Annotated in this window: 20 protein-coding genes; 14 read left to right on the top strand and 6 right to left on the bottom strand. The window is 71.2% G+C overall.

Annotation, left to right across the window (positions count from 1 at the left end):
* Genes PKC53_RS15410 through PKC53_RS15395 form a run of 4 tightly spaced genes read left to right on the top strand, consistent with a single transcriptional unit; the run spans window position 1 to window position 2374 of the window.
* Window positions 1-441 (top strand): DUF3619 family protein, encoded by a 441-nt coding sequence (locus PKC53_RS15410; RefSeq protein WP_324430160.1) that lies wholly within the window; start codon window positions 1-3, stop codon window positions 439-441.
* Window positions 442-498: 57 nt separating this feature from the next.
* Window positions 499-1224: a DUF3106 domain-containing protein gene (locus PKC53_RS15405; RefSeq protein ID WP_324430158.1), complete on the top strand. Its 726-nt coding sequence runs from the start codon at window positions 499-501 to the stop codon at window positions 1222-1224.
* A complete protein-coding gene (locus PKC53_RS15400; protein WP_324430156.1) occupies window positions 1221-1736 on the top strand; it encodes an RDD family protein in 516 nt (171 codons plus the stop codon). The genes PKC53_RS15405 and PKC53_RS15400 overlap by 4 nt, the downstream gene beginning before the upstream one ends.
* 56 nt (window positions 1737-1792) lie before the next feature.
* Window positions 1793-2374, top strand: a complete 582-nt coding sequence (locus PKC53_RS15395) for a TIGR00730 family Rossman fold protein (protein ID WP_324430154.1) — start codon at window positions 1793-1795, stop codon at window positions 2372-2374.
* Window positions 2375-2390: 16 nt separating this feature from the next.
* Here PKC53_RS15395 and PKC53_RS15390 read toward each other — a convergent pair whose 3' ends face one another.
* Complete coding sequence (locus PKC53_RS15390; protein WP_324430152.1) at window positions 2391-2729, bottom strand: P-II family nitrogen regulator; 339 nt, start codon at window positions 2727-2729, stop codon at window positions 2391-2393.
* A 33-nt stretch (window positions 2730-2762) separates the two neighbouring features.
* On the bottom strand, window positions 2763-4445 hold the full coding sequence (locus PKC53_RS15385; RefSeq protein WP_324430150.1) for an NAD+ synthase: 1683 nt from the start codon (window positions 4443-4445) through the stop codon (window positions 2763-2765).
* 75 nt (window positions 4446-4520) lie between these two features.
* On the opposite strand from PKC53_RS15385, the gene PKC53_RS15380 reads away from it, so the two are divergent.
* A complete protein-coding gene (locus PKC53_RS15380) occupies window positions 4521-5678 on the top strand; it encodes a GNAT family N-acetyltransferase (protein ID WP_324430176.1) in 1158 nt (385 codons plus the stop codon).
* On the opposite strand, the gene PKC53_RS15375 is transcribed toward PKC53_RS15380, so the two are convergent.
* Complete coding sequence (locus tag PKC53_RS15375; RefSeq protein ID WP_324430148.1) at window positions 5665-8403, bottom strand: pitrilysin family protein; 2739 nt, start codon at window positions 8401-8403, stop codon at window positions 5665-5667. The two genes, PKC53_RS15380 and PKC53_RS15375, sit on opposite strands and share 14 nt — an antisense overlap.
* Window positions 8404-8536: 133 nt before the next feature.
* The gene (gene ppa, locus PKC53_RS15370; RefSeq protein ID WP_324430146.1) at window positions 8537-9076 is read right to left on the bottom strand and encodes an inorganic diphosphatase; all 540 of its coding nucleotides are present in this window, start codon (window positions 9074-9076) and stop codon (window positions 8537-8539) included.
* A 222-nt stretch (window positions 9077-9298) separates the two neighbouring features.
* Here ppa and PKC53_RS15365 point away from each other — a divergent pair, with 222 nt between their 5' ends.
* The 5 genes from PKC53_RS15365 to PKC53_RS15345 all read left to right on the top strand — a co-directional run bounded on the left by PKC53_RS15365 (window position 9299) and on the right by PKC53_RS15345 (window position 15371).
* Window positions 9299-11458 (top strand): sodium-translocating pyrophosphatase, encoded by a 2160-nt coding sequence (locus PKC53_RS15365; protein WP_324430144.1) that lies wholly within the window; start codon window positions 9299-9301, stop codon window positions 11456-11458.
* Window positions 11459-11676: 218 nt separating this feature from the next.
* Complete coding sequence (locus PKC53_RS15360) at window positions 11677-12825, top strand: patatin-like phospholipase family protein (protein WP_324430142.1); 1149 nt, start codon at window positions 11677-11679, stop codon at window positions 12823-12825.
* On the top strand, window positions 12818-13015 hold the full coding sequence (locus tag PKC53_RS15355; RefSeq protein ID WP_324430141.1) for a hypothetical protein: 198 nt from the start codon (window positions 12818-12820) through the stop codon (window positions 13013-13015). Before PKC53_RS15360 ends, PKC53_RS15355 begins: the two co-directional genes overlap by 8 nt.
* Window positions 13016-13101: 86 nt before the next feature.
* Window positions 13102-14553, top strand: coding sequence for a nodulation protein NfeD (locus tag PKC53_RS15350; protein WP_324430139.1), 1452 nt, complete (start codon window positions 13102-13104; stop codon window positions 14551-14553).
* 26 nt (window positions 14554-14579) lie between these two features.
* The gene (locus tag PKC53_RS15345; protein WP_324430174.1) at window positions 14580-15371 is read left to right on the top strand and encodes a slipin family protein; all 792 of its coding nucleotides are present in this window, start codon (window positions 14580-14582) and stop codon (window positions 15369-15371) included.
* Between the two features lie 66 nt (window positions 15372-15437).
* On the opposite strand, the gene PKC53_RS15340 is transcribed toward PKC53_RS15345, so the two are convergent.
* Together PKC53_RS15340 and PKC53_RS15335 are read right to left on the bottom strand one after the other, a co-directional pair.
* Window positions 15438-16229 (bottom strand): enoyl-CoA hydratase, encoded by a 792-nt coding sequence (locus PKC53_RS15340; RefSeq protein ID WP_324430137.1) that lies wholly within the window; start codon window positions 16227-16229, stop codon window positions 15438-15440.
* Window positions 16230-16241: 12 nt separating this feature from the next.
* Window positions 16242-17888 carry an acyl-CoA synthetase gene (locus tag PKC53_RS15335; RefSeq protein WP_324430136.1) on the bottom strand — a complete coding sequence of 549 codons (1647 nt, stop codon included), beginning with the start codon at window positions 17886-17888 and terminating at the stop codon, window positions 16242-16244.
* 283 nt (window positions 17889-18171) lie between these two features.
* Between PKC53_RS15335 and PKC53_RS15330 the strand changes: the two genes are divergently transcribed.
* The 4 genes from PKC53_RS15330 to PKC53_RS15315 all read left to right on the top strand — a co-directional run.
* Entirely contained in the window at window positions 18172-18948 is a 777-nt protein-coding gene (locus PKC53_RS15330) for an ABC transporter ATP-binding protein (RefSeq protein ID WP_324430134.1), read from the top strand.
* Complete coding sequence (locus tag PKC53_RS15325; RefSeq protein ID WP_324430132.1) at window positions 18941-19651, top strand: ABC transporter ATP-binding protein; 711 nt, start codon at window positions 18941-18943, stop codon at window positions 19649-19651. The genes PKC53_RS15330 and PKC53_RS15325 overlap by 8 nt, the downstream gene beginning before the upstream one ends.
* Window positions 19652-19701: 50 nt before the next feature.
* A complete protein-coding gene (locus tag PKC53_RS15320) occupies window positions 19702-20910 on the top strand; it encodes an ABC transporter substrate-binding protein (RefSeq protein WP_324430131.1) in 1209 nt (402 codons plus the stop codon).
* Between the two features lie 77 nt (window positions 20911-20987).
* Window positions 20988-21616 (top strand): branched-chain amino acid ABC transporter permease (locus PKC53_RS15315; protein ID WP_324430130.1); only part of this gene is annotated, 629 nt, incomplete at its 3' end.

Below are 21616 nucleotides of genomic sequence, written 5' to 3'. Positions count from 1 at the left end.
ATGACATCGCCCGCCCGCGCAGCCCACCGCGCCGAGCCCGAGTCGCTCGAAGCTCGTTTTGCCGCGCGCGTGACCGCGCGGCTCGACGCCGGTGTCGCCCAGACCCCGGCACCGATCGTCGCGCGCCTGCGCCACGCGCGACAGCGCGCCGTCGCCCTCGCGCGCGTGCAGCGACACATGTCGCCGGTGGTGGCGCCGGCAGCCGCCGGCATCGGCGCCGGCATGTCGGTGCCGTGCCCGCCGCGGTGGCAGCGCTGGGGCGCCTGGATACCGGTGCTGGCGCTGCTCGCCGGGGTGTGGGCGATCGCCCAGCACCAACAGCAGGCGCGACTGCGCGCCGCCGCCGAGTTCGACGCGAGGCTGCTGACCGACGTGCTGCCCCCGGCGGCCTACACCGACCCCGGCTTCCAGGAGTTCCTGCGCCAGGGCGGGCAGCGCTGAGTCCGGCGCGCGATGGGAAAGCCCGACCGTACGGACTCACTGCGCGTGGCGTGCGCGGTGGCCGCGTTGACGGCGCTGCACTGGGCCACCGGCGGCGTCGCGTCGGCGCAGCCGGCGCCGCCGACGCGAGTCGCCGCGCCGAAGGCGGCGCCGGGCAGCGTCGCCTGGAAGTCGCTCAGCGCGTCGCAGGCGCGCGTGCTCGCGCCGCTGGCGCCGGTGTGGGCGTCGCTCGACGACGAACAGCAGCAGCGCTGGATCGAACTGGCGGCGCGATACCCGCGCTTCTCGTCGCACGACCAGCGCCTGTTGCAGGAGCGCATGACCGAGTGGGCCGCCATGAGCGCGGCCGAGCGCCGGCGCGCGCGGGTGCAGTTCCAGCAGGCCAGCGCGCTCAGCGCGCAGGAGCGCCGGGCGCAGTGGGAGGCCTACCAGGCACTGCCGCCCGACGAACGCCGGCGACTGGTCGACCAGGCGCAGCGCCAGGGCACACGCGCTGCGCCCACCCCGCCGGCGCCTGCGGGCGGCAAGTCGACCGTCGTCGACCCGCTGCCCGTGGTCACCGAGCGCCCGGTGGCGCCGGCGATCGTGCAGGCCGCACCCGGCGCGACGACGCGGCCGCTGACACGACAGGCCGAGCCGCCACGCCACCAGCAGGCCGGGCTGCCGAAGATCGTCGCCACGCCCGGATTCGTCGACGGCTCGACGCTGCTGCCACGCCGCGGTGCGCAGGCCGCCCCGGTGCGCGAGGCGGCCTCGACGCCGCCGCGTGGGAACCCGCGTTGAGCGCCGCGCCGCCGCAAGCCGCCGACGCGCCCGGCCTGGCCAGGCGCCTCGCGTGTTTCGTCTACGAAGGCGTGCTGCTGTTCGGCGTGGTGATGATCGCCGGCTATCTGTACTCGTCGCTCACGCAGCAGCGACACGCCCTCGAGGGCCGCGGCGGGCTGATGGCGTTCCTGTTCGTCGTGCTGGCGATCTACTTCGTCTGGTTCTGGTCGCACGGCGGGCAGACGGTGGCCATGAAGGCCTGGCACATTCGACTGATCGGCGCCGACGGCCACCCGGTGGGGCAGTGGCGCGCACTGGTGCGCTACCTGCTGTCGTGGGTCTGGTTCCTGCCGGCGCTGGGCTCGGCGCACGTGGCCGGCCTGCGATCGGGCGGCGCGGTGTTCGGCGTGCTCGCGGCGGGCGTGCTGGCCTATGCGGCGCTCGCGCGGCTGCACCCGCAGCGCCAGTTCTGGCACGACGCGGTGTGCGGCACGCGCTTGATCACCTGGCGAGCGGCGCCGCCGCGCTGACCCCGGCGCGGCACAATCGCCGCACCTCTGGCACCTGTGAACGGCGAGTGCGACCCATGACGCTATCGGTGTGTGTGTATTGCGGTTCGCGCGCCGGCGACGACGCGGTGTTCGAGCAGGCCGCGCGCCGTCTCGGCGAGGCGCTCGGTGGGCGCGGCGCGCAACTGGTCTACGGCGGCGGGTGCGTCGGGCTGATGGGCGTCGTCGCCGACGCGACGCTGGCTGCCGGGGGACGCGTCGTCGGCGTGATCCCGCAGGCGCTGATGCTGCGCGAGGTCGGGCACCGCGGCCTGAGCGAACTGCACGTGGTGCAGACGATGCACGAGCGCAAGCGACTGATGGCCGAACGCGCCGACGCCTTCGTCGCGCTGCCCGGCGGCATCGGCACGCTGGAGGAACTGTACGAGGTGTGGTCGTGGCAACAGCTGGGCTACCACGACAAGCCGGTCGCACTGCTCAACGTCGACGGCTACTACGACGCGCTGCTGCAGTTCATGGCCACCGGCCACCGGCGCGGCTTCGTCACCGACGCCCAGCACGCGGCGCTGATCGTCGACGACGACGTGCAGCGCCTGCTCGACCGCGTGGGGCTCGCGGCGGTGCGGGCCACCGCACCGGACGACTACAGCCGCATCTGATGCCCGACGCGGCGGCTCAGATCGCCGCTTCGTCGGTCTCGCCGGTGCGGATGCGCACCACCTGCTCGACCGGGGTGACGAAGATCTTGCCGTCGCCGATCTTGCCGGTCTTCGCGCTCTTGACGATCGCCTCGATGCAGCGCTCGACGTCGCCGTCCTTCACGACGACCTCGATCTTCACCTTGGGCAGGAAGTCGACCACGTACTCCGCGCCGCGGTACAGCTCGGTGTGCCCCTTCTGCCGGCCGAACCCCTTGACTTCGGTCACCGTCAATCCCGACACGCCGACCTCGGCCAGTCCTTCGCGGACTTCCTCGAGCTTGAACGGCTTGATGATGGCGGTGATCTGCTTCATCGCTCACTCCACAGGCTGGACACTGCAGGCGATTTAAGCACGGAACTTCGACGTGATGGGATATCGCCAGTCGCGCCCGAAGGCGCGGTGCGTGATGCGGATGCCCACCGGCGCCTGGCGACGCTTGTACTCGTTGACCTTGATCAGATGCGCCACGCGCTCGACGACGCCGCGCTCGAAACCGGCCGCGACGATCTCGTCGATGCCCTGGTCGTCCTCCATGTAGCGCGCGAGGATCGCGTCGAGCACGTCGTAGGGCGGCAGACTGTCCTGGTCGGTCTGGTTCGGCTTCAGCTCGGCCGACGGCGCGCGCGTGATGATGCGCTCGGGGATCACCGGCCCGACGCTGCCGTCGGCACGCTGGGTCGGCTGCCGGTTCTTCCACTCGGCCAGGCGGTAGACCAGCGTCTTGGCCACGTCCTTGATGACGGCGAAGCCGCCGGCCATGTCGCCGTACAGCGTGCAGTAGCCGGTGGCCATCTCGCTCTTGTTGCCGGTGGTCAGCACGATCGACCCGCTTTTGTTCGACAACGCCATCAGCAGCGTGCCGCGCACGCGCGCCTGGATGTTCTCCTCGGTCGCGTCGTCGGGCAGCCCGGCGAACATCGGCGCGAGGCCGGCGCGGAACGCGTCGAACATCGGCGCGATCGAGATCTCGTCGTGCCGCACGCCCAGCCGGCGCGCCATCTCGCGCGCGTCGAGCCACGAGATCTCGGCGGTGTACGGCGACGGCATCATCACCGTGCGCACGCGGGCGGCGCCCAGCGCATCGACGGCGATAGCCAGCACCAGCGCCGAGTCGACGCCGCCCGACAACCCGATGATCGCTCCGGGAAAGCCGTTCTTGCCGACGTAGTCGCGCACGCCCAGCACCAGCGCACCCCAGGCCTGCGCCAGCGGCTCGGGCAGTGGCTCAGCCGGCCCGTGCACCACGCCGCCGTCGACCTCGACGCAGGTCAGCGCCGGCTCGAAGCTGGGCGCGCGCGCCGCCAGGCGGCCTTGCGCGTCGACCGCGAACGACGCGCCGTCGAACACCACTTCGTCCTGCCCGCCGACGAGGTGCGAGTACAGCAGCGGCAGCCCGACGTCGCGCGCGCGTTCGGCCATGCGCCGCTCGCGCTCGTCGGCCTTGCCGAGGTGAAACGGCGACGCGTTGAGCACCGCCAGCACCTGCGCCCCGGCGGCACGCGCGCTGCGCGCCGGCTCGTCGAACCAGGCGTCCTCGCAGATCAGCAGCCCGACGCGCATGCCGCCGGCTTCGAACACCACCGGGCCGTGGCCGGCGTCGCGCCCCGACGCGAAGTAGCGCCGCTCGTCGAACACCTGGTAGTTCGGTAGTTCGCGCTTGCAGTAGGTCGCGACCACCCTGCCCCCGGCGAGCACCGAGGCCGCGTTGAAGCGCTGCTGCAACGCGAACGACTTGGTCCTAACATCACCGCGCTCGCCGAACTGGTGCGGGTGCCCGACGACCACATGCAACCCCTCGCAGTCCGCCAGCGCCTCGGCCACACCTTGCAGCGCACGCGCGCAAGCCTTCATGAAGGCCGGGCGCAGCAGCAAGTCCTCGGGTGGATAGCCACTGAGCGCGAGCTCGGGCGCCAGCACGAGCGATGCGCCGGCCGCGTGCGCCTCGCGCGCGGCGCCGACGATGCGCCGGGCGTTGCCGTCGAGGTCGCCCACCGTGGCATTGATCTGCGCCAGCGCCGCTTTCAGCATCGGTAGGCCCGCTTGTCGGACGGCGATTTCACTGCGAACGATTATGTCATCCGGGTCCACGACGACCCGCGGTCGATCGACGCTGCGACATGGAACACCTTGCTCGCGGCGCAGCCGTCGCCGACGCCGTTCCTGCGCCACGAGTACCTGGCCGCGCTGCACGCCTCGCGCAGCGCTGTGCCCGACACCGGCTGGGCGCCGCGCTTCGTCACGCTCGAGTCCGGCGGTGGGCTGGCCGGCGCCTGCGCGCTCTACCTGAAGGCCCACTCGTACGGCGAGTACGTGTTCGACTGGGCCTGGGCCGACGCGTACCGCCGCGCCGGGCTGGCCTACTACCCGAAGCTGCTCGGCGCGGTGCCGTTTACGCCGGTGCCCGGCACGCGCCTGCTCGCGCGCGACGACGCGGTGCGCGACGTGCTGGCCCGGTCGATCGCCGCGATTGCCGAGAGGCTGGAACTGTCGTCGGCGCACGTGCTGTTCGTCGACGAAGCCGACCGCAACGCGTTCGTGCGCGCCGGCTGGCTGCTGCGCGAGGGAGTGCAGTTCCACTGGACGGCACCGGCCGGCGCGCCGCCGGCGAGCTTCGACGACCTGCTGGCGCGCCTGCAGCGCGACAAGCGCAAGAAGATCGCGCAGGAGCGACGGCGTGTCGCGGAGGCCGGGGTCACCTTCACGTCGCACCTCGGCGGCGAGATCGACGAGCCGCTGTGGGACTTCTTCCACCGCTGCTACACGCTGACGTACCGCGCGCACCACTCGACGCCCTACCTCACGCGCGAGTTCTTTCGCGCGATGGCGTGCACGATGGCGCCGCACTGGCTGCTGTTCGTCGCCGCGCGCGGCGGCGAGCGCATCGCCTGCTCGCTGGTCGCGCTCGACCCGGCGCAGGGCGTGGCCTACGGACGCTACTGGGGTGCCACCGAATACGTGCCCTGCCTGCACTTCGAGGCCTGCTACTACCAGCCGCTCGCCTGGTGCATCGCGCACGGTTACCGTCGCTTCGAGGGCGGCGCGCAGGGCGAGCACAAGGTGGCGCGTGGGCTGCTGCCGGTGCGCACGCACTCGGCGCACTGGCTGCGCGACGCGCGGCTGCGCGATGCCGTGGCCGACTTCCTCGCGCGCGAGGGCGAACACGTCGCGCTGTACGTCGACGAGCTCGACGAGCGCAACCCGTTCAAGGACGCGCCCGGCGACGCCGTCGCGTCCGGCGCGTCCGGCGCTACTGCCGCCTGAAGTCGCCGGCCAGCGCACGCACGAACTTCGCCGGGTCGAGGTGGCGGCGCAGCGCCGCGTTGACCTGCTCGGGCGTCAGCGCGGCGATCGCCTCGTCGACCTTCTGCGACACCGCCATCGTGCGTCCGAGGTGCAGGTTGCCGGCCAGCGCCGCGGCCAACCGGTCGTCCTGCGCGCGCGACAGGCGGCGGAACGCCAGCAGCGAGTCGCGCGCGGCACTCACCTCGTCGGCGGTGAAGCCGGCGTCGAGCGCGCGGCGCACCTCCTCAGCGAAGGCACGTTCGACCGCGTCGCGGTTGCCCGGCGCGAAGATCGCACCGGCGCCCCACACCGAGTGCGGCTCGTGCTGGCTCCAGTCGACGTAGCTCCAGGTGCCGTACGACAGGCCGTCCTTCTCGCGGATGCGCCGCCACAGCCGCGAGTCACCGCCGCCGCCTAGCATGAAGTTGGCCAGCGAGAGCGCCGGGTAGTCGGCGTCGTTGTCGCTCAGCGCCACGCGCTGCTGCACGCCGAGCACGGCGTTCTGCTTGTCGGGCGTCTCGAGCTGCAAGCGCACCGCGTCCGGCTCGTGCCAGGCGCGCGCGATGCGCGTGTAGCGCTCGGGCGCCGACCAGCCACCGAGATGGCGCTCGACCGCGGCACGCAGCGCGACCGGGTCGAAGTCGCCGACCGCGGCGAACTGCGCGTGCGCAGTGCCGTAGAAGCGCCGGTGGAACTCGCGCAACCGCGCGACCGTGACGGCGCGCACGTCGTCGGCGCGTTCGTCGAAGCTGCGTGCGTGGCGCGGGTCGCCGCGCCGGTACGGGTTGCCGTGGCGCTCCAGCGCCTCGGCGACGACGGCCTGCGGGTCGTGACGCTGGGCGGCGATGCCGGCGAGCACCTGCCGGCGCACCTCGTCGAGCGCGTCGGAAGGCAGGTCGGGGGTGCGCAGCAGCGACGCGGCGAGCGCCACCGCGTCGACCGCGAACTCGCGCCGCGTGCGCAGCGTCACCGTCAGCGTGCCGCCGGCGGCGCTGAAGGCGAGTTCGGTGCGCAGCGCATCGAGCCGGTCCTCGATCTGCTGGCGCGTCAACCCGCCGCCGCCCTTGTCGAGCATCTGCGCGAGCACGGCCTCGACCTCGGCCTGCCCGGCCAGCGACCGCTCGTCGCCGTAGCGCAGCGTCAGCACGGCGTGCACCGCCTGAGCGCGCGTCGGCTTGGGCAGCAGTGCGCCCTGCAGCCCGTGCGCCAGCGTGAAGCGCTGCGTGGCCGCATCGATGGCCGCCGGCGTCGGGTCGAACTCGGGCACCGCGGCCGCGGCCGGCTGCGGTCGCCAGCCCTCCAGCTGCGCCGCGACGTCGACGCGCTGCGGCTGGGGCGCGCGCTGCGGCTGGGCCGTCGGCAGGTAGGTGCCCAGCGTGCGGTTGGCCGCCAGCAGGCGCTGCGCCGCCACGCGCTGCACGTCGGCCAGCGTGAGCGCGCGCACGCGGTCGCGCTGCAGGAAGAACAGGCGCCAGTCGCCGGCGGCGATCGCCTCCGACAACGCCACGCCGACGCGCTGCGGGTCGCTGAAGTTCAGTTCCCACGCCTTGAGCCACTTGTTGCGCGCGCGCTCGAGCTCCTCGGCCGTCACCGGCGCCGCGACGACCCCCTCGAGCGTGTCGAGCAGCGCCGTGCGCGCGGCGTCGATGTCCTGCTGCGGCCCGAGCTGCGCGCCGAAGTAGGTGACGCCCGGCTCCTCCGTGTCGAGCGTGCCGCCGAACACCGAGGCGGCCAGCCGGCCCTCGACGAGCCGGCGGTGCAGCCGGCCCGACGGCGTGTCGCCGAGCACGATGGCGAGCAGTTCGGCGGCGGCGAAGTCGGGCGACGCCGCCGGCGGCAGGTGGTACATCGCCAGCAGCGCCGGCGTGCCGCCGACGCGGCGCAGCGTGACGCTGCGTTCGCCGTCCTGCGCGGGGTCGAGCGTGGGCGCGAGCCAGCGCGCCTGCGCCGGGCGCTCGATGCGGCCGAACTGGTCGGCGATCCAGGCCAGCGTCGACGCGCGCTCGAAGCTGCCGGAGACGGTCAGCGTCGCGTTGTCGGGGCGGTAGTGCTGGCGGTAGAACGCGCGCAGCCGCTCGATGTCGACGTTCTCGACGTCGCTGCGCGCGCCGATCGTCGACTTGCCGTAGTTGTGCCACTGGAACGCCGACGCGAGCGTCTGCTGGAACAGGATGCGAAACGGGTCGTTCTCGCCCATCTCCATCTCGTTGCGCACCACCGTCATCTCGGTGTCGAGGTCGCGCCGCGCGATGGTGCTGTGGACCATCGCGTCGGCGAGCCATCCCAGGTACCAGCGCAGGTGCTCGTCGTTGCGCGCGAAGCTGGCGAAGTAGTTGGTGCGGTCGACCCAGGTGGTGCCGTTGGCACGCAGCCCGCGGCGCGTGAACTCGGCCCAGGGGTTGGGCGTGGTCGGCGTGCCCTTGAACAGCATGTGCTCGAGCAGGTGCGCCATGCCGGTTTCACCGTAGCTCTCGTGGCGCGAGCCGACACGCACCGTCAGGTTGACGGTGGTCGTCGGCTTCGAGTCGTCGGCCACCATCAGCACCTGCAGTCCGTTGGGCAGGCGGTACTCGTCGATGCCCTCGACGGACGCGCCGCGCTCGACGCCGGCGGGCAGCGGCTGCGCCACCGCGGGCAGCGCCAGCAGCGCGGCGAGCCAGACGATGAGCAGGATCGCGAGCGAAGATCGACGGCGTGCGGACATGCGGACGATGGGCGCTCGGTGGCGCCGGGGCCTCGACGCCGCCAGTGTAGGCAGCGCCCGCGATCCCGGCGCCGCCGGGGGTCTTGCCCCCGCGCCGCGGGGTGCGCCGCACCGGGCTGGCCGGCGCGCAGGCTCAGCTGCGCTTGACCTTGCGGTAGTTGTCGATGCCGGTGGCGACCTCGGCGCGCGCCGCCTCGGGACCGAACCACCCGGCCACCCGGACCCACTTGCCCTCCTCGAGGTCCTTGTAGTGCTCGAAGAAGTGCTGGATCGTCTTCAGCCGCATCGGGTTCAGGTCCTCGGGCTTCTTCCACTGCGTGTAGATCGACAAGATCTTGTCGATCGGCACGGCGAGCAGCTTGTTGTCGCCGCCGGCCTCGTCGTCCATCTTCAGCACGCCCAGCGGACGGCAGGTGACGACCACCCCGGGGATCAGTGGCACCGGCGTGATCACCAGCACGTCGACCGGGTCCCCGTCGTCGGCCAGCGTCTGCGGGATGTAGCCGTAATTGCACGGGTAGTGCATCGACGTGCCCATGAAGCGGTCGACGAACAGCGCACCGGTCTCCTCGTCGACCTCGTACTTGATGGGGTCGCCGCTCATCGGGATCTCGATGATCACGTTGAACTCGTCAGGCGCCTTGGCGCCGGGGGTCACGTTGTGCAGGCTCATCGGCAGGCCTCGATGTTCGTGGAAACCCCTATTCTAGGAACGCGGCTTGCCGCCGCCTGACACGCGTCAACCCCGCAGGAAAACCCATGCCGAGCGCCGGCGGCCTTTCCGGTAGCATCCGCACCCGTTGCGCCGACCGCCCGCCCCCCGCGGAGCGACCCGAAGAATTCAGCGCGCACGCATCCATCCACAGGGTTCGAGAACGAGGAAGGAGAGACCTTCATGTCCACCGGTATGGCGCTCAATCTGGCGCTGGCGTGCGGCCTGGCGGCCGTGATCTACGGGTTCTTGCAGCGCAGCTGGATCCTGCGGCAGGACGCCGGCAACGCCCGGATGCAGGAAATCGCCGGCGCGATCCAGCAAGGCGCCGCGGCCTACCTGGCCCGCCAGTACAGGACGATCGCGATCGTCGGCGTCGTGCTGACATTGCTCATCGGCATCTTCCTCGACGTCACCACCGCGGTGGGCTTCGTGCTCGGCGCGGTGCTGTCGGGCGCGTGCGGCTTCATCGGCATGAACATCTCGGTGCGCGCCAACGTGCGCACCGCGCAGGCGGCGACCAAGGGCATCGGTCCGGCGCTGGACGTGGCCTTCAAGGGCGGCGCGATCACCGGCATGCTCGTCGTGGGCCTCGGCCTGCTCGGCGTGGGCATCTTCTACTGGTTCCTGGTCGGCAACGGCCAGCTCAACCCGACCACCAAGCTGACCGACCTGCTCAAGCCGCTGCTCGGCCTGGCGTTCGGCTCGTCGCTGATCTCGATCTTCGCGCGCCTGGGCGGCGGCATCTTCACCAAGGGTGCCGACGTCGGTGCCGACCTGGTGGGCAAGGTCGAGGCCGGCATCCCCGAGGACGACCCGCGCAACCCCGCGGTGATCGCCGACAACGTCGGCGACAACGTCGGCGACTGCGCCGGCATGGCCGCCGACCTGTTCGAGACCTACGCGGTGACGCTGATCGCGACGATGACACTCGGCGCGCTGATGGTCACCGCAGCGCCGATGCAGGCGGTCGTCTACCCGCTGCTGCTCGGCGGCGTGTCGATCATCGCGTCGATCATCGGCGCCAGCGTGGTCAAGGCGAGCCCCGGCATGAAGAACGTGATGCCAGCGCTGTACAAGGGGCTGGTGGTCGCCGGCGTGATCTCGCTCGTGCTGTTCTACGGCGTCACGATGCTCGTGATGCCGGCCGACGCGCTCGGCGCGGGCACGCACTGGCGGCTGTGGGCGTCGAGCGTGGTCGGCCTCGCGCTGACCGCGGCGATGGTGTGGATCACCGAGTACTACACCGGCACCGACTACAAGCCGGTCAAGCACGTCGCGCAGGCGTCGACCACCGGGCACGCGACGAACATCATCGCCGGCATCGGCATCAGCATGAAGTCCACCGCCTGGCCGGTGATCTTCGTGTGCATCTCGATCCTGGTCTCGTACTGGCTGGCCGGCCTGTACGGCATCGCGGTGGCGGCCACGTCGATGCTGTCGATGGCCGGCATCATCGTCGCGCTGGACGCCTACGGTCCGATCACCGACAACGCTGGCGGCATCGCCGAGATGGCCGACCTGCCCGACAGCGTGCGCGACATCACCGACCCGCTCGACGCCGTGGGCAACACCACCAAGGCGGTGACCAAGGGCTACGCGATCGGCTCGGCCGGCCTCGCCGCGCTGGTGCTGTTCGCCGACTACACGCACTCGCTCGAGGCGCGCGGCATCATGGCCTCGTTCGACCTCAGCAACCCGAACGTCATCATCGGACTGTTCATCGGCGGCCTGATCCCCTACCTGTTCGGCGCGATGGCGATGGAAGCGGTCGGCCGCGCCGCCGGCGCGGTGGTCGAGGAAGTGCGCCGCCAGTTCCGCGAGATCAAGGGCATCATGGAAGGCACCGCGAAGCCCGAGTACGGCCGCGCGGTCGACATGCTGACGACCGCGGCGATCAAGGAGATGATGATCCCGTCGCTGCTGCCGGTGCTGGTGCCGATCATCGTCGGCCTCGCGCTCGGCCCCGAGGCGCTGGGCGGGCTGCTGATGGGCACCATCGTCACCGGCCTGTTCGTCGCCATCAGCATGTGCACCGGCGGCGGCGCGTGGGACAACGCGAAGAAGTACATCGAGGACGGCCACCACGGCGGCAAGGGCAGCGACGCCCACAAGGCCGCCGTCACCGGCGACACCGTCGGCGACCCCTACAAGGACACCGCCGGCCCGGCCGTCAACCCGCTGATCAAGATCATCAACATCGTCGCGCTGCTGATCGTGCCGCTGCTGCCGGCCGCCGGCGGCGGCAAGCCGCACGCCCAGGTGGTCGAGCCGCCGGCGCTCGTCCAGTCGGCCGTCGGGACGTCGGTCGTCGTCGGCTCGGTGCCCACCGCGCGGCCCTGACCCTTCGCGCGACCCTGGCGCCGGCCCGCCGTGGCCGGCGCGCGCGTCACACCAGGCCGGCGGTTGCCGGCCGCTTTTCATTCCGCCTGCCACCGGCACGACGGCCGTGCCGTGCCCTTGCCGCGCAGGAACCTTCCGGCCGCGGCAGGGTCCGCGCTGGTGCGGCGCCGCCCCGTCCGCCGGGCGCCGCGACGATGGACGACCGAAACGAGCCGGCCATGAGCGCAGACACGCGCACGATCGAACTCGCGCTGCAGGGCGGCGGCGCCCACGGCGCGCTGACCTGGGGCGTGCTCGATCGTCTGCTGCAGGAGCCCGACCTGCGCATCGAAGGCGTCAGCGGCACCAGCGCAGGCGCCATGAACGCCGTCGTGCTCGCCGACGGCCTGGAGGCCGGCGGACCCGCAGCCGCACGCGCGGCGCTGGCGCGCTTCTGGAAGGCGGTCAGCGACGCGGCGCTGGCCAGCCCGATCCAGCGCGGCCTGTGGGACCGCCTGAGCGGCCACTGGAGCCTGGCGAACTCGCCCGGCTACTGGTTCATGGACCACCTCTCGCGATTGTTCTCGCCCTACGAGCTCAACCCGCTGAACCTGAACCCGCTGCGCGACCTGGTGGCCGCGCTGGTGGACTTCGACCGCGTCAACCGCTGCACCGCGGTCGAGCTGTTCGTCACCGCCACCAACGTGCGCACCGGGCGGCCGCGCATCTTCCGCCGCGGCGAGATCACGGTCGACGCGGTGATGGCCTCGGCGTGCCTGCCGCTGATGTTCCAGGCCGTCGAGATCGACGGCGAGGCCTACTGGGACGGCGGCTTCACCGGCAACCCGGCGCTGTTCCCGCTGGTCGACGAGTGCGGCGCGCGCGACCTGGTGCTGGTGCAGATCAACCCGTTCTACCGGCCCGACCTGCCGCGCACCGCACGCGAGATCGTCGACCGCCTCAACGAGATCACGTTCAACGCCAGCCTACTGAAGGAGTTGCGCGCCATCGTGCTGTTGCGCGAGCGCATCGACGCCGAGGGGCTCGAAGACGAGCGCTGGCGCGACATGCGGCTGCATCGCATCCACGGCGACGAGGACCTGGTGGCCCTCGAGCCATCGAGCAAGCTCAACGCCGAGTGGGCCTACCTGACCCACTTGCGCGATCTCGGCCGCGCGCGCACCGGCCACTGGCTGAAGCAGCACGGGGCGGACATCGGCGTGCGCTCGACCTTCGACCTGTCGTGGCTGCTCGAGGACAGCCTGAAGCCCGTGGGGGCGGCGCAGCCGCCGGACGCCGAGACCCGTGTCCAGCGGCGCGGGGGCGCGACGGCCGGCGCCGCCGGTGGTCCCGGTGGTCGCGGCGGCACGGGCGGAAGCAGTGCCTGACCGGCCCCTCGGCGTCCTGGCGGCACCGGCCCTGCTCGTCTTCCTCGCCTACCGCGGCGCGAGCGTGCTGCTGGAGCTGCTGGCGCTGCTGGGGGTGGCTTTCGCCGCCGGCACGCCGCTGATGGCCTGCCACACCCCGGTCTTCACGCCGGCGGCGGGCGGTTTCATCGTCCAATCCTTCCCGCTCTGATGCACGCCGGCAGGGTCATCGAACGTCGGCCTATGATGCATCGGATGGTCGACGCCCGACGACTGCCTGCTGCCACGCGCTCGCCGATGCGCTCGCCGGCCTGGGTGCTGCTGCTGCTCGGTGCCCTGCTGTGGGCGCTGGCGTCGCTGACGGCGGCCGATGGCGGGCGCAGCGCCTTCGTGCTGACGGTCGACGGCGCCATCGGGCCGGCCAGCGCCGACTACGTGCGGCGCGGCCTGGCCAAGGCGCGCGAGTCCGGCGCCGCGGCCGTCGTGCTGCAGATCGACACGCCGGGAGGGCTCGACACGTCGATGCGCGAGATCATCCGCGACATCCTCGCCTCGCCGCTGCCGGTGCTGAGCTACGTCGCGCCCAGCGGGGCGCGTGCCGCCAGCGCCGGCACCTACATCCTGTACGCCAGCCACGTCGCCGCGATGGCGCCGGGCACCAACCTCGGTGCTGCGACGCCGGTGCAGATTGGAGGCGGCGGGCTGCCGATGCCGGGGCGCCCGGCCGACGAGGCGCCGGCGCCGGACCGGCCCGCGCCGCCGCAGCGCCCCGACGCGGCCGCCAGCGCAGCCAGCAGCCCCGCCGACGGCGCCGTGCGCAGCCCGCGGCGCGGTGCAGGCGCGATGGAGGCCAAGGTGCTCAACGATGCCGTGGCGTACATCCGCTCGCTGGCCGAACTGCACGGGCGCGACGCCGACTGGGCCGAAGCCGCCGTGCGCGACGCCGCCAGCCTGGGCGCCGACGACGCGCTCCAGCGCGGCGTGATCGACTTCGTCGCCGCCAGCATCCCCGACCTGTTGCGCCAGGCGCATGATCGCGAGGTACGGCTCGGCGAGGCCCGGCTGACGCTGGACACGAAGGACCTGGTCCTCCATCGCCTCGACCCCGACTGGCGCTCGCGACTGCTGGCGACGATCACCAACCCGAACCTCGCGCTGATCCTGATGCTGGTGGGCATCTACGGCCTGATCTTCGAGTTCATGAACCCCGGCGCGCTCGTGCCGGGCACGATCGGCGCGATCAGCCTGCTGCTCGGGCTGTACGCGCTGTCGGCGCTGCCGGTGAACTTCGTCGGCGTCGCGCTGCTGCTGCTGGGCATCGCGCTGATGGTCGCCGAGGCGTTCACGCCGTCGGTGGGCGTGCTCGGCATCGGTGGCCTCATCGCGTTCGTGTTCGGCGCCACGCTGCTGATCGACGCCGACGCACCTGGATTCGGCGTGTCGCTGCCGCTGGTCGGTGGCGTCGCGCTGGCCAGCCTGGGGCTGACGCTGCTGATCGTGCGCCTGGCAGTGAAGTCGCGCCGCCGCCGCGTCGTCGTCGGCGCCGAGTCGCTGGTGGGCGCGAGCGCGCGCGTGCTGGACTGGCACGCAGGTGCGGGCCACGTGTTCGCCGCCGGCGAGCGCTGGGCCGCCGAAGGTGCCACCGACCTGCGCCCGCAGCAGCCGGTGCGCATCACCGCCGTGCACGGGCTTCGCGTCAGCGTGCAGCCCGACGAGCGCGCGGCGCCGGCCCCCCCCGGCGCCCCCTGAAACCCCGCTTCGAGGCCCACGACATGATCATCTACGACCTCGCCTTCTACATGCCGTTCGTCATCCTGGCCCTGGTTCTGCTGGGGATGTCGATCCGCATCCTGCGCGAGTACGAGCGCGGCGTCGTGTTCACGCTCGGGCGCTTCACCGGCGTCAAGGGGCCCGGGCTGATCCTGCTCGTGCCGTACATCCAGCAGATGGTGCGCGTGGACCTGCGCGTCGCGGTGCTCGACGTGCCGAGCCAGGACGTGATCACGCGCGACAACGTCTCGGTGAAGGTCAACGCGGTCATCTACTACCGCGTCGTGGAGCCCGACAAGCCGGTGATCCAGGTGCAGAACTACCACCAGGCCACCAGCGAGCTGGCGCAGACCACGCTGCGTTCGGTGCTCGGCAAGCATGAGCTCGACGAGTTGCTCGCCGAGCGCGACAAGATGAATGCCGACATCCAGGAGATCCTCGACGCGCAGACCGACGCCTGGGGCATCAAGGTGGCCAACGTCGAGCTCAAGCACATCGACCTCGGCGAGAGCATGGTGCGCGTGATGGCGCGCCAGGCCGAGGCCGAGCGCGAACGGCGCGCCAAGGTCATCAACGCCGAGGGCGAGGAGCAGGCGGCGCAGAAGCTGCTCGAGGCCGCGCGCGTGCTCGGCCAGGCCCCGGAGGCGATGCAGCTGCGCTACCTGAGCACGCTGGCGACCATCGGCACCCAGAACAGCTCGACGATCGTCTTTCCTTTCCCGACCGACTTCGCGCAGTGGCTGCAACGCGCGCGGCCGCCCACCACGAATCCCGATCCCGCCGCGCCGGTGGTGTAAGGGTGCCGCGAACGCCGTCGCACTCCGGCACACCGACGTCGCCGAGAGAGCACGGCACTACCGCATTCAGTCGATGGCCCAGCTCGGCTTGCGCTTGTCGATGAACGCCTGCACGCCCTCGAGCGCCGCGTCGTCCATCATGTTGCAGGCCATCGTCTGCCCGGCGTCGGCGTAGGCGGCTTCGATGCCCTTCTCGAGCTGGCGGTAGAACAGCGCCTTGCCCATCGCGACCGCCGTGCGCGGCTTGGCGACGATCGCCGCGACCAGCTTCTCGACCTCGGCCGCGAGCTGGTCGGGCTCGGCGACGCGGTTGACGAGGCCCTTGGCGCGCGCTTCGTCGGCGTCGATGAACTCGCCGGTGACGAGCATCTCGAACGCCGCCTTGCGCCCCAGGTTGCGGCTCAGCGCGACGCTCGGCGTCGAGCAGAACAGCCCGAGGTTGACGCCGCTGACCGCGAAGCGGGCGCCGCGCGCGGCCACCGCGAGGTCGCACATCGCCACCAGCTGGCAGCCGGCGGCGGTGGCGATGCCGTGCACGCAGGCGACCACCGGCACCGGCAGCTTCTGGATGCTCATCATCATGCGCGCGCACTGGCCGAACAGGCGCTGGTAGTAGTCGAGCGACGGCTGCGCGCGCATCTCCTTCAGGTCGTGCCCGGCGCAGAAGGCCTTGCCGGCCGCGGCGATCACCACCACGCGCGCCGTCTCGTCGGTCGCGATCGCGTCGAGCTCGCGCTGCAGCGCGTCGAGCATCGCCTCGGACAGCGAGTTGAACGCCTGCGGCCGGTTCAGCGTCAGCGTGACGACGCCGCGCGAATCCCTCGCGCAGCGCACCAGCGGGTCGTCGATGGTCAGCATGGTCGTCTCTCCTTATTCGATCGCCGAGGCGGACTTCGCGCGTTCGCGCAGCTGGAACTTCTGCACCTTGCCGGTCGAGGTCTTCGGGATCTCCTCGAAGCGGATCTCGCGCGGCACCTTGTAGCTCGCCAGGTGCTGCCGGCAGTGCGCGATCAGCTCTTCGGCGCCGATGCTGGCGCCGGGCTTGAGCTCGACGTAGGCCAGCGGCGTCTCGCCCCACTTCGGGTCGGGCCGGGCGACCACGGCGCAGGCCAGCACCGCCGGGTGTCGGTACAGCGCGTCCTCGACCTCGATCGAGCTGATGTTCTCGCCGCCGCTGATGATCACGTCCTTGCTGCGGTCGCGGATCTTCACGTAGCGGTCGGGCTCGAGCACCGCTAGGTCGCCGGTGTGGAACCAGCCGCCCTCGAAGGCCTTGTCGGTGGCCAGGGGGTTCTTCAGGTAGCCCTTCATCACGATGTTGCCGCGGAACATGATCTCGCCCATCGTGCGGCCGTCGGCCGGCACCTCGGTCATCGTCGCCGGGTCCATCACCGTCATGCCCTCCTGCAGCGCGTAGCGCACGCCCTGGCGGCCGTTCAGGCGCGTCTGCTCGGCCAGGCTCTCGTGCGACCAGCTGTCGCGCTTGACGGCCACCGACGCCGGCCCGTAGACCTCGGTCAGGCCGTAGACGTGGGTGATGTCGAAGCCGATCCTGGCCATGCCCTCGATCATCGCGGCCGGCGGCGCCGCACCGGCGACCATGCCCTTGACGGCGCCGATGCCCTCGCGCCACTCGGGCGGTGCGTTGACGATCAGGTTGTGCACGATCGGCGCGGCGCAGTAGTGCGTCACGCCGTGCTCGCGCATCGCTTCCAGGATCGCGCGCGCCTCGACCCGTCGCAGGCACACGTGCACGCCGGCCTGCAGCGCCACCGTCCAGGGAAAGCACCAGCCGTTGCAGTGGAACATCGGCAGCGTCCACAGGTAGCGCGGGAACTGCGGCAGGGTCCAGGTCACCGCGTTGCCGACCGCGTTCAGGTAGGCCCCGCGATGGTGCGTGACGACGCCCTTCGGGTCGCCGGTGGTGCCGCTGGTGTAGCTCACGGCGATCGCGTCCCATTCGTCCGCCGCGCCGTCGAGGCGCGGCAGCGGCGCGTGCGCGGCGATCAGCGCCTCGTACTCGAGCTCGCCGAGGCGTTCGCCCTCGCCGCCGAACTCGCTGTCGCAGACGTCGACGACGATCAGCTCGCGCCGGTGCTGATCGCGCAGCAGCCTCAGCGCCTCGCGCATCACCGGTGCGAACTCGCGGTCGGCAAGCAGCACCTTGGCCTGGCAATGCGCGAGCTGCCAGGCGATCAGCGCCGCGTCGAGCCTCGTGTTCAGCGTGTTCAGCACGGCGTTGATCGCCGGCACCGCGTAGTGCGCCTCGACCATCTCGGGCGTGTTCGTGAGCATCGCGCTGACGGTGTCGAGCCGGCCCACGCCGAGCGCGCGCAGCGCCGCGGCGAGCCGCGCCGAGCGCTCGCGGCACTGCGCCCAGCTGTAGCGGCGCGCCCCGTGGATCACCGCCGGCAGGTCGCCGAACACCTCGGCGCTGCGTTCGACGAAGGCCACCGGCGACAGCGCGACGTGGTTGGCGGCGTTGCGGTCCAGATGTTGCTCGTAGATGCTGCTCATCGCGTTCGGGCGGGCCGGGACCGGCCGCGAGGTGGACGGTGGCGCCTATGGTAGTGGCAGTGCCGCCGCGGCCGCGCGACCGCCGGCGCCGCACGGCGGTTACGCAAAGCGCGTTAAGCACAAACCCGATAGCTCGCGGCGCACCGGACACCGAATAATGCGAGCGCTTTCGGGGGCGTCGACGCGGCCCGCGCCCCGGGGCCACCCGCAGCGGTGGCGGCGGCTGGACAGCCGCGAGGGCCCCGCCAACCACAGGAGCCGCGGTCCGCCGCCACGATCCACGATGTCTGCCGACGTCATCCTCGAGACGCGCGGATTGGTCAAGGAGTTCAAGGGCTTCGTCGCCGTCGACGGCGTCGACCTGAAGGTCCGGCGCGGCCACATCCACGCGCTGATCGGCCCCAACGGCGCCGGCAAGACGACCTGCTTCAACCTGCTGACCAAGTTCCTGATCCCCACGCGCGGGCAGATCCTGTTCGAGGGCCACGACATCACGCGCGAGAAGCCGGCGCAGATCGCGCGCCGCGGGGTGATCCGCTCGTTCCAGATCTCGGCCACGTTCCCGCACCTGACGGTGCTGGAGAACGTGCGCGTCGCGCTGCAGCGCGAGCTCGGCACCTCGTTCCACTTCTGGCGCTCGGAACGCACCCTCGACCGGCTGCACGACCGCGCGCTCGAACTGCTCGACACCGTCGGGCTGCGCGACTTCGCCGAGGTGGTCACCGTCGAGCTCCCGTACGGGCGCAAGCGCGCGCTGGAGATCGCCACCACGCTGGCGATGAACCCGAAGATGATGCTGCTCGACGAGCCGACCCAGGGCATGGGCCACGAGGACGTCGAGCTGGTGACGCAGCTGATCAAGAAGGTCTCGGCCAACCGCACGGTGCTGATGGTCGAGCACAACATGAACGTGGTGTCGAGCATCGCCGACACGATCACCGTGCTCGCGCGCGGCAGCGTGATCGCCGAGGGCCCGTACGAGACGGTGTCGCGCAACCCGCAGGTGCTGCAGGCCTACATGGGCAGCGAAGACGTCGAACTGCAGGGCGCGCATGGATAAGGGCGTCGAACTGCTGCGACTGACCGACGTGCACGCGTGGTACGGCGAGTCGCACATCCTGCACGGCATCGACCTCACGGTGAACCGCGGCGAGGTCGTCACGCTGCTCGGCCGCAACGGCGCCGGGCGCACGACCACGCTGAAGGCGATCCTCGGCATGGTCGGGCGGCGCAGCGGCTCGATCATGGTCAACGGCACCGAGGCGGTGTCGCTGCCCTCGCACCGCATCGCCCACCTCGGCATCGGCTACTGCCCCGAGGAAAGAGGCATCTTCACCAGCCTGACCTGCGAGGAGAACCTGCTGTTGCCGCCGCCGGTGGCCAGCGGCGGCATGAGCGTCGACGAGATCTACTCGATGTTCCCGAACCTGAAGGAGCGCCGCGCGAGCCCGGGCGGGCGACTGTCGGGCGGCGAGCAGCAGATGCTGTCGGTGGCGCGTATCCTGCGCACGGGCGCCAAGCTGCTGCTGCTCGACGAGATCTCGGAGGGGCTGGCGCCGGTGATCGTGCAGGCGCTGGGCCAGGCCATCCGCACGCTGCGTGCCAAGGGGCTGACGATCGTGATGGTCGAGCAGAACTTCCGCTTCGCCGCGCCGCTGGCGGACCGGTTTTACGTGATCGAGCACGGCCGCGTGATCGAGACCTTCGCCGCCAGCGAGCTGGAGTCGAAGAAGGACATGCTGCACGAGGTGCTCGGCGTTTGAAGCTCCGGCCGCCCGGCCGGTTCGGTGATGCAAGAGGAAAGGACTCAACGATGAAACGCAAACTCCTGTCGACGCTCGTGGCCGCGGCCTTCGGCTTCGCCGGCGCCGCCCAGGCGCAGATCTCCGACGGCGTCATCAAGATCGGCGTGATGAACGACATGTCGGGCGTCTACGCCGACATCGGAGGGCCCGGCTCGGTGCTCGCCGCGCGCATGGCCGTCGAGGACTTCGGCGCCGCGGCCAAGGGCATGAAGGTCGAGGTGGTCTCGGCCGACCACCAGAACAAGCCCGACGTCGGTTCGACGATCGCGCGCACCTGGTACGACGTCGACAAGGTCGACATGATCGTCGACGTGCCGACCTCGTCGGTGGCGCTGGCGGTCAGCCAGATCACCCGCGAGAAGGGCAAGGCCCACGTCAACACCGGCGCCGCCACCTCCGATCTGAGCGGCAAGGCCTGCAGCCCGAACACCGTGCACTGGCTCTACGACACCTGGATGCTGGCCAACGGCACCGGCAGCGCGATCGTCAAGACCGGCGGCGACACCTGGTTCTTCCTCACCGCGGACTACGCCTTCGGACACGCACTCGAGCGCGACACCGAGGCCGTCGTGCTGAAGAACGGCGGCAAGGTGCTGGGCAAGGTGCGCACCCCGTTCCCGGCCACGGACTTCTCGTCGTTCCTGCTGCAGGCGCAGGCGTCGAAGGCGAAGATCATCGGCCTGGCCAACGCCGGTGGCGACACGATCAACTCGATCAAGCAGGCCGCCGAGTTCGGCATCGTCAAGGGTGGCCAGAACCTGGCCGGCCTGCTGGTGTTCCTGCCCGACGTGCACGGCCTGGGTCTGAACACCGCGCAGGGGCTGATGATCACCGAGCCCTTCTACTGGGACCTGAACGACCAGACCCGCGCCTGGACCAAGCGCTTCGCCGCGGCCAACGGCGGCAAGTACCCGAGCGCGGACCACGCGGGCGTGTACTCGGGCGTGCTGCACTACCTGAAGGCCGTCGAGGCGGCCAAGACCGACGACGGCACCAAGGTCGTGGCGAAGATGAAGGAACTGCCCACCGACGACCCGCTGTTCGGCAAGGGCGTGGTGCGCGCCGATGGCCGCAAGATCCACCCCGCCTACCTGTTCGAGGTGAAGAAGCCGTCGGAGTCGAAGGGCCCGTACGACTACTACAAGTTGCGCGCGACGATCCCCGCGGACCAGGCGTTCCGGCCCCTGAAGGACGGCGAGTGCCCGCTGGTCAAGTGACGCGGGCCGCGACCCGACCCCGCTGAATTGGGCGGCGCCGCACGCGCGGCGCCGCCCCCCCTGTTCCACCCCAAGACATGACCGAGATCTTCGGCGTCCCGACCCAGGCCCTGTTCGGCCAGTTGCTGATCGGGCTGATCAACGGCTCGTTCTACGCCCTGCTGTCGCTCGGGCTGGCGGTGATCTTCGGCCTGCTGAACATCATCAACTTCGCCCACGGCGCGCAGTACATGATGGGCGCGTTCGTCGCCTGGCTGCTGCTCAACAAGCTGGGCGTCGGCTACTGGTGGGCGCTGCTGATCTCACCGATCGTCGTCGGCGCCACCGGCGTGATCATCGAACGCACGATGCTGTCGCGCCTGTACAAGCTCGACCACCTGTACGGCCTGCTGCTGACCTTCGGGCTGGCGCTGATCATCCAGGGGCTGTTCCGCAACGAATACGGCTCGTCGGGCCAGCCGTACCAGATCCCGGCCCAGCTGCAGGGCGGGCAGAACCTGGGCTTCATGTTCCTGCCGAACTACCGCGGCTGGATCATCGTCGCGTCGCTGATCGTGTGCCTGAGCACGTGGTACGTGATCGAGCGCACCAAGCTCGGCGCCTACCTGCGCGCGGCCACCGAGAACCCGCAGCTGGTGCAGGCCTTCGGCGTCAACGTGCCGCGCATGATCACGCTGACCTACGGCTTCGGCGTCGGCCTGGCGGC

Source organism: Azohydromonas sp., from assembly GCF_035325925.1.
Taxonomy (GTDB): Bacteria; Pseudomonadota; Gammaproteobacteria; order Burkholderiales; family Burkholderiaceae_C; genus Calidifontimicrobium.
The sequence above is the reverse complement of the archived record's forward strand: the minus strand, read 5'-3'. Positions and strand labels throughout refer to the sequence as shown.